The sequence below is a fragment of the Armatimonas sp. genome, from assembly GCF_964826245.1.
Window position 1 is genome coordinate 1 of sequence record NZ_CBAYMC010000018.1, and the last position, 14106, is coordinate 14106.

At 58.6% G+C, this 14106-nt stretch carries 10 protein-coding genes; 5 read left to right on the forward strand and 5 right to left on the reverse strand.

All coding sequences use genetic code 11. The features are described from left to right. The first annotated feature begins 242 nt into the window (after positions 1 to 242). From nusA to infB, 3 genes are all read left to right on the forward strand, one after another. Complete coding sequence (gene nusA, locus AC1XOS_RS03245) at positions 243 to 1433, forward strand: transcription termination factor NusA (protein ID WP_481960779.1); 1191 nt, start codon at positions 243 to 245, stop codon at positions 1431 to 1433. 3 nt (positions 1434 to 1436) lie between these two features. Then, positions 1437 to 1727: an RNase P modulator RnpM gene (gene rnpM / locus AC1XOS_RS03250; protein WP_481960780.1), complete on the forward strand. Its 291-nt coding sequence runs from the start codon at positions 1437 to 1439 to the stop codon at positions 1725 to 1727. Positions 1728 to 1876: 149 nt separating this feature from the next. Further along, entirely contained in the window at positions 1877 to 3895 is a 2019-nt protein-coding gene (gene infB, locus AC1XOS_RS03255; RefSeq protein WP_481960781.1) for a translation initiation factor IF-2, read from the forward strand. A 53-nt stretch (positions 3896 to 3948) separates the two neighbouring features. Here infB and AC1XOS_RS03260 read toward each other — a convergent pair whose 3' ends face one another. The 5 genes from AC1XOS_RS03260 to AC1XOS_RS03280 all read right to left on the reverse strand — a co-directional run bounded on the left by AC1XOS_RS03260 (position 3949) and on the right by AC1XOS_RS03280 (position 9544). Then, a complete protein-coding gene (locus tag AC1XOS_RS03260; RefSeq protein ID WP_481960782.1) occupies positions 3949 to 4314 on the reverse strand; it encodes a competence type IV pilus major pilin ComGC in 366 nt (121 codons plus the stop codon). Between the two features lie 125 nt (positions 4315 to 4439). After that, positions 4440 to 5135, reverse strand: coding sequence for a response regulator transcription factor (locus AC1XOS_RS03265; RefSeq protein WP_481960783.1), 696 nt, complete (start codon positions 5133 to 5135; stop codon positions 4440 to 4442). Next, complete coding sequence (locus AC1XOS_RS03270; RefSeq protein ID WP_481960784.1) at positions 5128 to 6804, reverse strand: sensor histidine kinase; 1677 nt, start codon at positions 6802 to 6804, stop codon at positions 5128 to 5130. The genes AC1XOS_RS03265 and AC1XOS_RS03270 overlap by 8 nt, the downstream gene beginning before the upstream one ends. 59 nt (positions 6805 to 6863) lie before the next feature. Beyond that, the gene (locus AC1XOS_RS03275) at positions 6864 to 8627 is read right to left on the reverse strand and encodes a CHASE2 domain-containing protein (RefSeq protein ID WP_481960785.1); all 1764 of its coding nucleotides are present in this window, start codon (positions 8625 to 8627) and stop codon (positions 6864 to 6866) included. Positions 8628 to 8644: 17 nt separating this feature from the next. Then, positions 8645 to 9544, reverse strand: a complete 900-nt coding sequence (locus AC1XOS_RS03280) for an SPFH domain-containing protein (RefSeq protein ID WP_481960786.1) — start codon at positions 9542 to 9544, stop codon at positions 8645 to 8647. A 57-nt stretch (positions 9545 to 9601) separates the two neighbouring features. Here AC1XOS_RS03280 and AC1XOS_RS03285 point away from each other — a divergent pair, with 57 nt between their 5' ends. Both AC1XOS_RS03285 and AC1XOS_RS03290 read left to right on the forward strand, forming a co-directional pair. Continuing rightward, positions 9602 to 10642 (forward strand): Gfo/Idh/MocA family protein, encoded by a 1041-nt coding sequence (locus tag AC1XOS_RS03285; RefSeq protein ID WP_481960787.1) that lies wholly within the window; start codon positions 9602 to 9604, stop codon positions 10640 to 10642. A 571-nt stretch (positions 10643 to 11213) separates the two neighbouring features. After that, the gene (locus tag AC1XOS_RS03290; RefSeq protein ID WP_481960788.1) at positions 11214 to 13886 is read left to right on the forward strand and encodes a M16 family metallopeptidase; all 2673 of its coding nucleotides are present in this window, start codon (positions 11214 to 11216) and stop codon (positions 13884 to 13886) included. Positions 13887 to 14106: the final 220 nt, after the last annotated feature.

The following is a 14106-nucleotide window of genomic DNA, read 5'->3' on the forward strand; positions in this document are numbered from 1 at the left end:
CTTTGGGGAGGGCTTTCACTCCGGCAAGCACGGCCAGTCCCTCCTCCCCGACTCCCTCCGCTGGCTCTGGCGGAAGTAACAAACCGTTGCGGGTGCAAGAGAATATATGATAGAATCCCTCTGCAATCGTGGGGGGATGTTTTCTCTCACAACTGACATTAGGCGCAATACCAAGCGAGCCTCCCGGCGCGCTTTTTTTATTCTGTGCCGAAAAACTACTCTGTGGAGGGAGACGACCGAAGATGAACGCGGAATTTATAGAGGCCCTGCGCCAGCTCGAGCGCGAGAAGGATATTCCCTTCGATACCCTATGGGGGGCACTTGAGGCAGCAATGTCTACGGCCTATAAAAAGACGCTGGGTGTGGATCATGAGGTCAGCCTGCGGATCGAGCACGTCTCCGGGAAACAGCCGATTTACTTTCGCCGCCGTGTGGTCGTCGAGAATGTCGTCAATCCCCACGGCGAGGTTAGCCTAGCCGAGGCCCGTGCCAGCAATGCCAAGGCAGAGCTTGGAATGTTTATCGAGGATCGCCTCGGGGATCGGGACATGGAGCGCATGAGCCGGATCGCTGCCCAGACCGCCAAGCAGGTGGTGGTGCAGCGCATTCGTGAAGCCGAGCGCGACAAGGTCTTCGATGAGTACGACCAGCGCAAGGGCGAGCTTCTCACCGGCACGGTCTACCGCCGCGAGGGCCGCAATGTCATCATCAACTTAGGCAAGATCGAGGCGATTCTCCCCGATAAAGAGCAAGTGGAGAGCGAGAACTATAGGCATAATGAGCGCTTCCGCTTCTTAGTGCTGGATGTCCGTAAAGGCGCAAAAGGCCCACAGGTCATTGTCAGCCGCTCCCACCCGAGCCTGATTCGGCGTTTGTTTGAGATGGAAGTGCCCGAGATCGCGGAGGGCGTGGTGCAGATCAAGTCCGTGGCGCGTGAAGCCGGGCAGCGCAGCAAGATCGCGGTGGCTTCCAAAGAGGAGCGCGTGGACCCGGTCGGCTCGTGCGTGGGGCATCGTGGTCAGCGGGTGCAGGCCGTGGTGGACGAGCTACGCGGTGAGAAGATGGACATCGTGCGCTGGGGGCCGGACATGCGGCTCTTTATCACGGAGTCGCTCTCGCCCGCCAAGGTCGCTTCGGTACAAATTGATGAGGAGCAGAGCTCAGCCTTTGTGATCGTCCCGGATAACCAGCTCTCGCTGGCTATCGGAAAAGCGGGACAGAACGTGCGTCTTGCGGCTCGCCTGACCGGCTGGCGCATCGACATTCGCTCCGAGTCCCAAGTGGCCAAGGATAAGCAAGCCGGGATCGCTTCGGCGGCTCCCGTGGCTTCGGCGGCTCCCGTGGCTTCGGTGGCTCCTGAGACAAACACGGACGACGAAGGGGCAGACCTGCCGCCGCTCACCCTAGCGGACTTCGACGACGACGCGGAGTAGGCAGTGCCTGCCCCTGCGACTCCCAAGCGCCAGCCCGTGCGGACGTGCGTGGCCTGCCGGACTTCCGGAGGCAAGCGCGGGCTCCTGCGTCTTGTCCGCCTGCCCAATGGCGCGGGAGTTGCCCTCGATCCTACAGGCAAGCAGAGCGGGCGCGGTGGCTATGTGTGCGCCACTTCTGCCTGCGTTGAGCTGGCTCTAAAGCGCAAAGCTTTAGAGCGCTCGCTTAAGACAGCCCTCACCGAGGAAGTCCAGGCAGAGCTACGGGCTGCCATCCCGCCCGAAAATGCGGTATAATACCCGTTTGGAACCAGTGTCAGGGGGCCCTCGGCCCCCTTTTTGCTGTGTCTCCCCTTAAAAATCTAAATCGAGGAGCGTCCCATGAACGACTAAGGACGTCAGCCGCGCCCCCTGCGGGTGCAAACGGAAAGAGGTGTGCGATGCCGGTGAAAGTTTTCGAACTGGCCAAAGAGATAGGGCTTGCCAATCAAGAGATGGTAAGCCGACTGGATAAGGCGGGCTTTGGAAAGCTGGCCCCTTCCCATGAGCTGGATGATGCCACAGCCGATAAGGTGCGTAAAGCCCTGGCAGTGCCTGTAGAGCCAGCAACCCCTGCGGGCGGCGAGCTGATCCTCGTCCCAATGAACGTGACCGTCAAAGAGCTGGGTGAGAAGCTAGGTGTCGGCCCGAGCGAGGTGCAGAAAGTCCTGATGGGCCTCGGTGTGCTCGCCGGACTGAACCAGCGCCTTGCCCCGGATGCGGTTCGGAAGATTGCCAAGAAGCTGGGCAAGAATGCCCAGGTAGCCGAGAGCGCTCCCACAGCCACTCCCGAGGCCACCAAAGTCGTGTCTGCGACTCCTCAAACGGAGAAAGCGGCCACCCCTACCACACCAAAACCGCAGGCGCGGACGGCGGTCAACAAGACCACCGACTCCGTGCCACGTCCTCCGGTCGTGACCATCATGGGTCACGTTGACCACGGTAAGACCAGCCTGCTGGACTTTCTGCGCAAAGCACATGTCGTAGACGGTGAAGCGGGCGGAATTACGCAGCACATCGGCGCCTATCAGGTCGAGATTGATGGCAAGCGCATCACGTTCCTAGACACCCCCGGCCACGCGGCGTTCTCCGCCATGCGTCGGCGCGGTACCTCGGTCACGGATATTGTCATTATCGTCGTGGCCGCCAACGACTCCGTCATGCCCCAGACCGAAGAGGCCATTCAGGTGGCGCTCAAGGCAAAAGTCCCGATCATCGTCGCCGTCAATAAGTGCGATCTGCCGGAAGCCAACCCGGATAAAGTTCTCACCGACTTAACGCGCTATGAGCTTGTCCCAGAGGCTTTTGGAGGAACGATTCCCACGGTCAATATCTCCGCCAAGACCGGTGAGGGAATCCCCGAGCTCCTCGAAGCCATCTTGCTGGTCTCCGAGATCGAGGTAGACCCCAAGGCCGACCCGCACGCCAAGATGCGCGGCACGATTATCGAGGCCAAGGTAGATAAAGGCCGAGGTACCGTCGCGACCGTTCTGGTTCAGCAGGGAACACTCCGTCAAGGCGATAATGTCGTGGCGGGCGGCGTGTTTGGTAAAGTTCGCGGCATGACAGACGAGCGCGGGGCCAAGCTGGTAAAAGCGGGGCCAAGCTCGCCTGTGGAGATCATCGGTCTTAATGGCGTCCCCGACGCAGGCGAGAAGATCGAGGTCGCCAAAGATGAAAAAGAGGCACGGGCTCTGGCGCAGCGCAGTGAGATTCGCATCCGCGAGCAGCGCCTGACCGCAAGTGGCCACCAGACTCTGGAGCAGCTCTATGCCCAGCTCCGCTCCGGCCCGGTTAAAGAGCTCAACTTGGTCATTAAGGCCGATGTGCAGGGCAGTGTGCAAGCCATTCGCGAGAGTGTTGAGCCGCTGGGCAACGAGGAAGTCCGTGTCCGCGTGCTCTCAGCTACGGTCGGGCCGGTCTCCGATAGCGATGTCTTGCTGGCGTCTGCCGATCATAGCGCTGATGAAAAGAACTGCCTGATCGTCGGCTTTAATGTCGGGACTGCGGGCAATGCCGTTAAAAAGGCCGAGGCCGAGCACGTTCAGATCAAGATGTTCTCTATCATCTACGAGCTGATTGATGCGGTCAAAGACGGCATGCTGGCACTGCTTCCACCAATCTACGAAGAGGCCGCTCTGGGTAAGATCGAGATTCGGCAGCTCTTCCGGCTTCCGGGGGGACGCTCGATCGCGGGTTCCTATGTCTTAGATGGCGTGGTCAAGCGAAACTCCAGTGTCCGTGTCTTCCGGGGTAAAGAGATGCTCCACGATGGTCCCATTGAGACGCTCAAGCGCTTCAAGGACGATCAGCGGGAAGTCGCGGCGGGCTACGAGTGTGGTATCACGATTCGTGGCTTCAACGACCTGCAAGTGGGTGATATTCTCGAGTGCTACGAGATGCGCCAGATCCAGCGCGAGCTGTAAACCAACAAAAAACGCCCCCCGAAGCAAGCTGCTTCGGGGGGCGTTTTTTTGTTTTAAGGCAGAACATGGGCAACTGCGGCTGCCGTGCCTACAGAACAAGTGGGATCTGTACCTAAGTTGTTGACAGTATAGGTCCCACTGGAGGGACAGCTAGGGGCACTGCCTTTGATATAGGTCGTGGTTCCATTGCCACAGAGGGCAGAGAGCGCAGGCATTGTCGCACCCTGTGCAAGCCGGTTATCCATCGCATATTGCTCCTTGGCGGAGTCAATCTGACGGAGGTTTCTCACACAGGCACGTGCCCGTGCCGACTCACGAGCACGGATAAAGTTAGGAACCGCAATGGCCACTAAGATACCAATGATCAACACCACAATCATAATTTCCACAAGGGTAAACGCACGTCTGAGAGATTTCATTTCACAAATACTTTCTATTCTAGAGCTTGATGCCCTATGTACAAAAATGATTATGGAAAGGCGAGGCACGTTCTTTACCAATCTTAAGTGAAACTTTAGAAATCTCCTAAGTTCCCGTAATTTTTTCAGTTTGAGAAGCTTCGCATCCGATAGCCAACTCCTGGCACTGTTGTTAAGAAGTGCGGTGCTAGTACATCGGGCTCTAGTTTTCGTCTTAGATTTGAGATATGTACATGAAGAGCGCGGACATCTTCATGGCCTGATCCCCAGATCGCTCTGAGGAGAAAGTCATACGTGAGAACTTCATCGAGATGCATCGCCAGCTCTTGAAGGATATCGAACTCCGTCTTGGTCAGCTTTAGGAGAGTGCCCTTGCGGCGTACCTCACGCTGCGCCAGTGAGATCGTAAGCTCACCAAGCGTGAGGCACTTACCAGGGGCACTCATCCCACCGCCACGGGTGCGGCGCAAGACCGCTTTGATTCGCGCGAGAAGCTCACCGAGATAAAATGGCTTGGTAAGGTAGTCATCGCCACCGAGTTCTAGAGCCGTAATCTTACTCTGCGTCGTATCTGCGGCAGTCACCAAGATAATCGGGACATTACTCATGCGCCTCAGAGCCCGACAGACCTGGAAACCATCCATATCCTCCAGCCCAATGTCGAGTAGCACCAGATCTGGACTCCAGCGTGCGAAGGCCTCCAGTGCCGCACTTCCGTACGACTCCGTGTGGACCTTCCACCCTTTCTGCTCAAGCTGAGTGGCAAGCACCTGACAGAGCTGTGGATCATCCTCAACCAGCAACAGAGTTCCTTCAGTCATTTTTGATTCCCTCGATTTCCTCCCGGTAGCGCGGTAGAGTCACAATAAAGGCCGCTCCCCCGCCGGGAGGAGACTGCACCTCAATCTGGCCACCGTAGCTCTCTATAATGGTTTTACAGATCGCCAGTCCTAGGCCCGTGCCGTGTGCCCGCTGACCAGGAATACGATAGAACTTCTCAAAGATGCGCTCCCTGAGCTCATCGGGAACCCCAAAACCAAAGTCTCGCACTTGAAGACGAACCCATGTGGGGCTGGCTTCCCCTTTAAGCTGGATCGGTGTTCCTGGTGGTGCATACTTCGCTGCATTCTCCAAAAGGTTCATCACCACGGTCGCAACGGCTTGTGCCTCACAAGGAAGAAAGATTGCCTCCGGCGGAAACTCAGCAGTGAGGGGGTGTTCTATCAGCAGAGCGCGCAGAGGCTCGACAGCTTCAGCCACCACCTCACTTAACTCACAGAGCCCGGGGGCAGAGAGAGTTGTGCTCTCTAGGCGTGACATGTCCAGCAGGTTGCGTACCTTGCCCCCCAATCGCCCTAGCTGGCGCTCCACCGTAAGACGTAGCTTGGGATCTTGAACCCCTGCTAGCGTGAGCTGAAGTGTTGCTAGGGGAGTCTTAAGATCATGTGAGACATTCGCGAGTAAGTCAGCCCTTGCTTGATCCGCTAGATGCAGGCGTGTGTTATGAAAAGCCAGCTCTTGAGCATGGCGTACCTGGCGGTAGTAGAGATTGAGCATCAACCACGCCATGAGGGGTAAGAAGAAAATCGCCGGTGCTGCTGCCTGTGCTAGATTCATAATGGGAAAGTCTTCTTCGGAGTCGGCATCCTGAGTGGTCTGCACCACCAGAAGTGACCAGCGGGTCTGCGAAATGGGGGCATAACCAATCAGGGCAGGCTGCTTATCAAAGGGATCGTAGAGGCGCGCCGCCCCCGACTCACGGGCACGTGCACGCTGAAGAGGGGGGTAGAGAGGAGAACAATAAGCTCGGTTCTGGTCGCGGCTGGTAGAGACAATAACCGCACCGCTCTGATCAATCACATAAACCTGCGTCCCTGTGATATGAAAGTCCAGGAGCCAGAGCGAGAACCCCTCAGGCCGAAAAGACATCACAAGATAGCCCTTTGCTGTACCCTTTGCGGTAGCTTGGCGAGGGATCGGAGTAAAGAAAGTCGGAAGGTTTACCAGAGCCTGTGACAGGGGAAGAGTGGCGATCTCAGGAAGCCCTTTTTTAGGGAGATGAGACTGTAGCTGCTGCATAAAGGCAGGATCGGTGGTGTAGAGACACTGGCCGCTTTGCGTAATCACACTGGCCTGATAGAGACGCGGCGAGAGACCAGTAAACTCTTTCAGAGAGCGTTTTTCCTGATCCGTCAGAGTGATTTTCTCGCGAAAAAAGTGGTCCTCAAAGCTATGGATCACCTTGAGAGAGTCGGCGACATCGCTCGCAATAATCTTGGAGTAGAGCTTTGCCATGGTCTCACACCGGTAAACTCCATTCTTCTCCCGGAGCGTCTCCGCTGCCTTTGCTGCTAGGACGATATAGACTCCCACGCCCGCAAAAATCGCCAGTAGAAGAACGGAGACGAGAAGCGGCTCGCGTGGGCTACGCGGGAGTGCGAGTATGCCCGCCTTAAGCGATTTCCAGGGTATTTTTTCAAATCCTAGCATTACTACTCTCTTTTCTCATATCGGTTTTTCCACAATAAAAGACAAGAGTTGGCTAGAATTTAGTCTCCTGGAGCTGGCTCAGGGCGAAAGACGGGCACGGGCATTTGCTTCCCACGGACAGTAATCTCGCCCAGCGGTTCCGCCCCCAGATGCTCCCCAAGCTGGGAGAAGCTCCCCTCGCTCAGCAGAATCGGGGTCTGGAGGGTCTTGGTCGCCTCTTGTAGGCGCGAGGCCAGATTCACCACATCGCCGATCACCGTGCGCTGCATCCGCCCGGCGGTTCCAATAAAGCCCTCCCGCGCCACGCCCGAGGCGATCCCTACCCCGATCTTGATGCCAATGCTGTCGGCGGCGCGTTGCATCTCCCACGCCCAGCGAATGGCCCGCACTGCCCCCGGCTCTAGCTTGGGTAGCTCGAAGAAGTAGAGCAAGATCGCATCGCCCATGAACTTATCCAGCTCGGAGCCGAAGCGCTTAGCGGCTCTATCCCCCGCCTCAAAGTACGCCTGGAGCATGGTCTCGACCTCGTCGGCGCTGTGGGTCTCGCAGAAGCTGGTGAAGCCGCGAATGTCGCAGAAAACAGCGGTGACATAGACCTCGCGGGTTCCGAGCTGCATCCCACGCCCCGAGACCGCGCTCCGTGCCGCCGCAACCGAGACCTGGGTCGTGAATGCTCGGTGCGTTCGTAGAATCTCGTAAGGCATCACCAGTAGTACGGCAAGAAAGAGCATGGTCAGGGGAGTCGCACTCTCCCACCAGACTCCGGTTCGCACAAAGGCGAGATGGGCACCAAAGATCCAGGTGGCCCCCAGCACTAGCGGAGCCAGAAGCGCGGGAGCCAGCGCAAACCGCCAGACCAGCCAGAGAAACGTGACCGTCATTGCCAACCCGCCCCATAAGCTCCAGGACACCGTCGTGCGAAGCCCCCGGTTCATCGCGGTCATGTAGGCGATATTAGCCAGGATCTCCACTTCCGGCATCTCCCCTAGCGGGGTCATTTGGAGATCCGCGAACTGACTGTAGCGGCCTACCAGCACCAGCTTTCCCTTCAGCTCATGAGGTGGCTCCGCACTAAGCAGGATATCCTCGTAGCGAATCTGCGGAAACATCCCCTTGGGGCCACTGTAGCGGATGAGAGCGGCGCTATCGCCGAGTCCTGCCACAAGGGGCAAGTCTAGCATCCCCCAGCGGAAATGTCCTCCCGTGAGCTGTGGGGGCAAAGCGAGCTGGCCAGTGCCCGCCGCCGCGAGGGCAACGCCAAGCTGAGGCATCTCTTGGTCCAAGCAGTCCAGGTGTCGAACGCTCCGCCCCGATGAGTACTGGAGCTCAATCGAGGCGGGAGTGAGTACAGGCAGGAGAGCAGGCGAGAGGGGAAGAAACTCTTTGGTGCCATTGGCGTGCAGCTCCGAGCGCGTGGCTGCCAGGGTGCTCTGGTGGCTCTTGAGCGCTTCGGCAAAGACCGTATCTACCTCATGCTTCTCGGTGAAAAGAATGTCAAAGCCAATGGCCTTCGCTCCGGCTTGATCCAGCTGGCGTAGCAAGTCCACATGGAGAAACCGAGGGAGCGGATAGACCGGGTCGTCGTAGAGCCCCTCGGCCCACAGATTTACCGGGGTCTCGTCGTCCATCGTGATGAGGACAATGGGAGACTCGGCCAGTGTCAGGGGCTTTGTTCGGGCGACGGCACCCAGGTGCCAGTCGTAGAAAGGCCACTCCATGTCCCCCAGCGCCGTGCGCAGCGAGCCCGGCAACCAGACCATGAAAGCGACGGCTAAAAAGGCCACCAAGCCAATAAAACTAAGGACTCTTTCCCGGCGATCCATAAAGTTTTAAGAGTGGCCTACGCTTGGACGCTGGTATTGACGACGGGCTGGGCGGACTGCTCACTACAGAGCACCGTCATGAGGTTGGCGACCATGGCGGCTTTCTGTGGCTCGGTCATCTGCACCATTTTTTTCTCGTCTATGCGCTGTAGGGCCATCTCGACCATCCCGACCGCGCCCTCGACGATGCGCTGGCGGGCGGAGATAATGGCGGCGGCTTGCTGGCGGCGGAGCATGGCCCCGGCGATCTCCGGGGAGTAGGCGAGGTGCGAGAGGCTGGCATCGGTCACCGTGACACCGGCAGGCGCGAGGCGGGTCTGGATCTCTCGCACGAGATCATCGCAAACATCGCTGGCGTTGCGCCGGAGCGAGATGGCCCTGTCGTCGTCGGAGTCGTAGGGGTGCGTCGCGGCGATATGCCGAATGGCGGTCTCGGACTGCATCGCCACAAACGACTCGTAGTTCTGCACCTCAAACGTGGAGCGGTAGGTATCGGTCACTTTCCAGACAATCACGCAGGCGATCTCAATCGGGTTGCCCATGGAGTCATTGACTTTAAGCTGCTGGCCATTGAGCGTGCGGGTACGCAGGCTAACACGCTGCTTGCTCGCCCAGGGAAGCGCCCAGAAAATCCCGTTTTTCTTGACGGTTCCGACATACTTACCAAAGATCATCAGCACAAAGCTCTCGCCCGGAGCCACGGTAAAGTAGCCACTGAGCGTAAAGAGCAAGACAAAGCTCAGCACACTTGCCAAGAAAGCCATCCCTGAGGTGAAGCCATAGATAATCGCCACGACCATCAGGAGGTGAATCACGATCGCAATGCCGCCAGGGAGCCCCACCGCGTCTTTCTCTTTCGACCACGATGATGATGTCTCTTCTTTAGGATGTTGCTGCTGTTGTTGATTTTGAAACATTTTCTGTCCTCTTCGCTCCGATTGTACCGGAGTTTTAACATCAGGTAGACTGAGGGCATGAAGAACTTTCGGATTGGGATTGTCGGGCTAGGCTGGGTGGCAGGTGCGCATATCGAGGCGTTTAAGAGCGTGAAGGGCGCCGATATTGTCGCGGTCTGCTCTCGCCGGGAGCTAGACGCCGCCGCGCTGAGTGCCCAGTTTGGCACGCCGCTCACGGTCACCTCGGATTTTAACGACCTGCTCGCCGATGACTCGATAGACATTATTGATATTTGTACGCCCCATCCGCTCCACCCGGAGCAGGCAATCGCCGCCGCCAAGGCCGGGAAGCACCTGATTATCGAGAAGCCCATCGGGATTGACTGGAAAAGCTGCGTGGCCGTCCGCGATGCCATCCGAGAGGCCCAAGTGCAGGCCTGTGTCTGCTTCGAGGTACGCTTCAGCCGCCACGCGCAGGCAATCCGGGCCGCACTGGATAAAAACCTCGTGGGCGATGTCCACTACGCTGAGGTGGACTACTACCACGGGATCGGCCCCTGGTACGGGCAGTACGCCTGGAACCTCAAGAAAGACTTCGGGGGCTCTAGCCTCCTCACGGCAGGCTGCCACGCGCTGGACTTGCTCCGTCACTACTTGCCTGGCCAGATCGAAGAGATCACGTGCTATGCAACCCAGTCCCAAAATCCCAACTTCGCCGCCTACGAGTACCCGACAACCACCGTCTCGCTGCTGCGCTTCGCCGATGGCAGGCTGGGGAAAGTGACATCGTGTATTGACTGCCTCCAGCCGTATTATTTCCACCAGCACCTGGTAGGCAGTGAGGGCAGCATTTTAGACGAGAAGCTCACCTCGCTCCAGTGGCCTGGCATGAGCCGAGACCTCTGGACCAAGCTTGGCGTCCCCACTGTAGACTCCGGCGATGTGAGCGATCACCCGTACCCGCCACAGTTCCAAGCCTTTATAGATGCGCTGCAAGACAACCAGCCCATGCCCTACACGGACTTCGAGACCGCCTTCGAGACCCACAAAGCCGTCTTCGCCGCCGAGCTCTCCGCTACCGAGCGAAGGCCAGTGAAATTGAGTGAGCTGGGCTCATAATCTGCGCCATGGTTTCCTTGAGCCTCAGACTTTGAAAGCCGAGTAGGTTTTCTGGAGCTGCTCAGGTAAAAGCTCTCTAGCTGCTCCACCAAGCTCATTCGCCCCTGCACCGAGACGGGATAGGACAGCAAGAGCGTGGAGGTACCCGATTTACGAAGTGAGCCCACCAGCGAGACTCTCGCCTCGGGGAGGTACTTGCGAAGCTCGGCGCTTAGCTCGCGCGGCTTGTTGAGGGCAATCTCGGCGCTGGTGGTGGAGAGCGTGTCGCCTTTCTCAGAAGTATCCTTAAGGACCGTGGCATCGAAGTGCACTCCGAAGCGAATGGCCCAAGTCCTCTTGGTGTCTTTGAAGAGATAGAAGTGCCCCAGCTTCTTACTGTCGTGTAGAACAAATGGGTCAGCAGACCGCCCACTTTACCCAGAGCTATGGTGTGGAACCATTTGTTTTTGTGGCTGGCAAAAATGTCGTTCACGAAGAGATTTATGAACATGACCACATTAAATGCCGGGCTACAGCCTCCTGATAATCGCTGGATAATTCTTTGGCTCACTCAGCCGGGTAAAATTCTCGTATGCTTCTTTCTCCGATTTCGTTTTGTCGACGAGTGCTTGCCAATGGCCTTGTGGTGCTTACCCATGAGAGCCACAAGAGCCCGACAGTGGCCATTCAGGTCTGGTACAAAGTGGGAGCCAAGGACGACCCGATGGGTAAGTCGGGCTTTGCACATCTCTTTGAGCATTTGATGTTCAAGCGTAGCCGCAACATGCCCGATGAGCAGCTCGATCGCTTCACAGAAGATGTCGGGGGCGAGAATAATGCCTACACCACCCCCGATGTCACGGTCTACCACGAGACGGTTCCTTCAAATCACCTAGAGCGCCTGCTCTGGGCAGAGGCGGACCGGATGGCGAGCCTGCAAGTGGACGAGGGCAACTTTTTCTCCGAGCGCGATGTGGTCAAGGAAGAGTATCGCCAAGGAGTGCTCGCCGATCCGTATGGCCGCCTCGACGATGCACTCGAAGGTAGCTCCTGGAGTATCCACCCGTACAAGCGCCCTGTGATTGGAAATATTGCGGAGCTGGACGCCGCCACTCTTGATGACGTGAAGGCGTTTCATGCGACGTTCTACCGTCCCGATAACGCCGTCTTGGTCGTTGCCGGAGACTTCGACCCGGCTCAGTGCGACGGTTTTATAGACCGCTACTTTGGCCGCATTGCCCGGCCTGAGAGCGCCATTCCACGTGTCACCGTGAAAGAGCCGAAGCGAAAAGTGGCACGGCGACTGAATGTCTATGGCCCGAGTGTCCCCCTTCCCGCCTTTGCCCTGAGCTACCTGGTTCCGAATCAGCGCCACCAAGATGCTCCCGCGCTCCAGATGCTCGACTCGATCCTCTCAGGTGGCGAGGCGGCTCGCTTTCACCAGAGCCTGATCTACAAGCAGCAGCTTGCCTCGGACGCCAACTCTAGCGCCGATCTGCGCACCGATGCGGGGATGTTTACGGTGCGCTGCGTGAGTGCAGGGGGCAAGAGCCTGGAGGCGCTGATTAAAGCCGCCAAAACGGAGCTAGAGAGAGTCAAAGTACAGCCCGTGAGTGTCGCGGAGCTGACACGAGCACGAACACGCCTGCTTGCTGGGTCACTCCACCAGCGCGAGACCGCCGAGGGCGTGGGGGGAGCTCTGGGCAACGCGGAGGTGCTTCTCGGCAGCGCCGAGCGGGTCAATACACAGCTCCCCGCCCTACTTGCCGTCACCGCGGCGGATATTCAGCGTGTGGCGCGGCTCTACTTGACCGAGAGTAACTCGCTTTTGATTCGCTACACGACGGGTAAGGCCCCTGAGCTTCCCGTCTCGCCCAAGAAAACAGCTCCCAAAGAGGCTGCGCCACCGCCCGATGAGCAGGCCCCAGAGCCCAGTGCCCCCCGTGCTGTCGTCTTGCCGAGCTTCACAGATCGCAAGCTGTCCAACGGGCTGCGGGTTGTGCATGCTGCTCGCCCCGGCTCTGGGCTCGTGACTTTGGCACTGGTGGTGCCCGGTGGTGCAGGCATCGTCGCCGTACCCAAAGCGGGGCTTGCAACGCTTATGGCGACACTTCTCACGCGGGGCACCGCAGGAAAAACCGGTAAGAGCGCCACACAGCTTGCAAGCCTAGGCGAGGCGCTGGGCGGCTCTCTCAGTGCCTCGGCAGACTGGGACAGCCTGGCTATAGGGATCACGGTTCCCCAGAGCAATGCCAATGCAGCCTTGGCGCTACTGGCTGAGGTCGTGCGGAAGCCTGCCTTTGCGCAAGACGAAGTGGCGCGGGCGCGGGCAGAGGCAAGCGATGAAGTGACGCAGGCGCTTGAAGAGCCCTCGACTCTGGCACGAGGCATGGTGCAGCGTCTATTCTTTGGGCAGACGGGCTATGGCAACCGCCTCGGAGGGCTACCGAGCACCCTGGCAAAGCTGACTCAAAGTGACATTCGAGGCTACTGGCAGCAGGTCTTCACCCCAAGCCGTGCCACTCTCATCGTCACGGGCGATCTGACAGCCTCCGCTGCGCTCGCTCTGGCCCAGACCCACCTGGGCAACTGGCAGGCACGCGCCGTGCCGCTGCCCACTCCCACGGTCGCGTTTCAGAGCGGCCCTAGAGTTGTGGTTCTCGACAAGCCCGATGCAGGCCAGGCCGCCGTACTCCTTGCGCTTCCCAGCCTGCACCGCGCGGACGCAAGCTATGCGATCGGTGAGGTGGCTAACTCGATTCTTGGGGGCGGGTACTCGTCGCGCGTGAACAAAGCCGTGCGTATTGAACGAGGGCTCTCGTACGGTGCAGGCAGTGGCCTCGGCACGCGGCGCTATGCCGGGCTCTTCCAGCTCGCCTGCCAGACCAAGAACGAGTCGGCGGCAGAGGTGGCGACTCTCTTTAGGGACGCACTCAAGACCCTCGGGGCAGCACCGATCGACACGACAGAGCTAGAGGCCCGCAAGTCCGCACTCCTTGGCCCGCTGACCCGTACCCTCGAAACGGGCGATGGGCTCGCCGGTGCCCTCGCAGAGCGCATCGACAACAACCTACCCCTCAGCGAGCTCTCCCAGCTTCTCGCGGCCATTCCCACGGTTACGGAGGAGCAAGTGCGTAGCTTTGCCACGCAGACCCTCGCTCCAGAAAGAGCCCGCCTCGTGATTGTAGGAAATGCCAAACAGTTCCTCCCCGCGCTTCAGAAAGCCTTCGGCCCGGTGACCGTCTGGAAAAAGTGGAGCGGCTAGCAGGTTCCCTCCTCCCCCTGCCCCCGGGTACCCTCTGGGTGCCAATCCTGGGAGGAAGGATTGGGAGAGGGGAGATTTATAACCCTGTTTGCCCAGGGACTATCTGTAGCGTTTTACGATGTAGTAGTGAATCCCATCTCCAGCAAGGTGAAGTAAGACCCGGTTTCCCGATCCCAACTTAATGCAATCTTGCCGCCCCAGAAGAAGCAGATAGGCGCTA

Excerpts from the sequence above, each read along its gene's own strand:
- nusA (WP_481960779.1), top strand. The coding sequence starts at position 243 with ATGAACGCGGAATTTATAGAGGCCCTGCGCCAGCTCGAGCGCGAGAAG.
- AC1XOS_RS03260 (WP_481960782.1), bottom strand. The coding sequence starts at position 4,314 with ATGAAATCTCTCAGACGTGCGTTTACCCTTGTGGAAATTATGATTGTG.
- AC1XOS_RS03265 (WP_481960783.1), bottom strand. The coding sequence starts at position 5,135 with ATGACTGAAGGAACTCTGTTGCTGGTTGAGGATGATCCACAGCTCTGT.
- AC1XOS_RS03270 (WP_481960784.1), bottom strand. The coding sequence starts at position 6,804 with ATGCTAGGATTTGAAAAAATACCCTGGAAATCGCTTAAGGCGGGCATA.
- AC1XOS_RS03275 (WP_481960785.1), bottom strand. The coding sequence starts at position 8,627 with ATGGATCGCCGGGAAAGAGTCCTTAGTTTTATTGGCTTGGTGGCCTTT.
- AC1XOS_RS03280 (WP_481960786.1), bottom strand. The coding sequence starts at position 9,544 with ATGTTTCAAAATCAACAACAGCAGCAACATCCTAAAGAAGAGACATCA.
- AC1XOS_RS03285 (WP_481960787.1), top strand. The coding sequence starts at position 9,602 with ATGAAGAACTTTCGGATTGGGATTGTCGGGCTAGGCTGGGTGGCAGGT.
- AC1XOS_RS03290 (WP_481960788.1), top strand. The coding sequence starts at position 11,214 with ATGCTTCTTTCTCCGATTTCGTTTTGTCGACGAGTGCTTGCCAATGGC.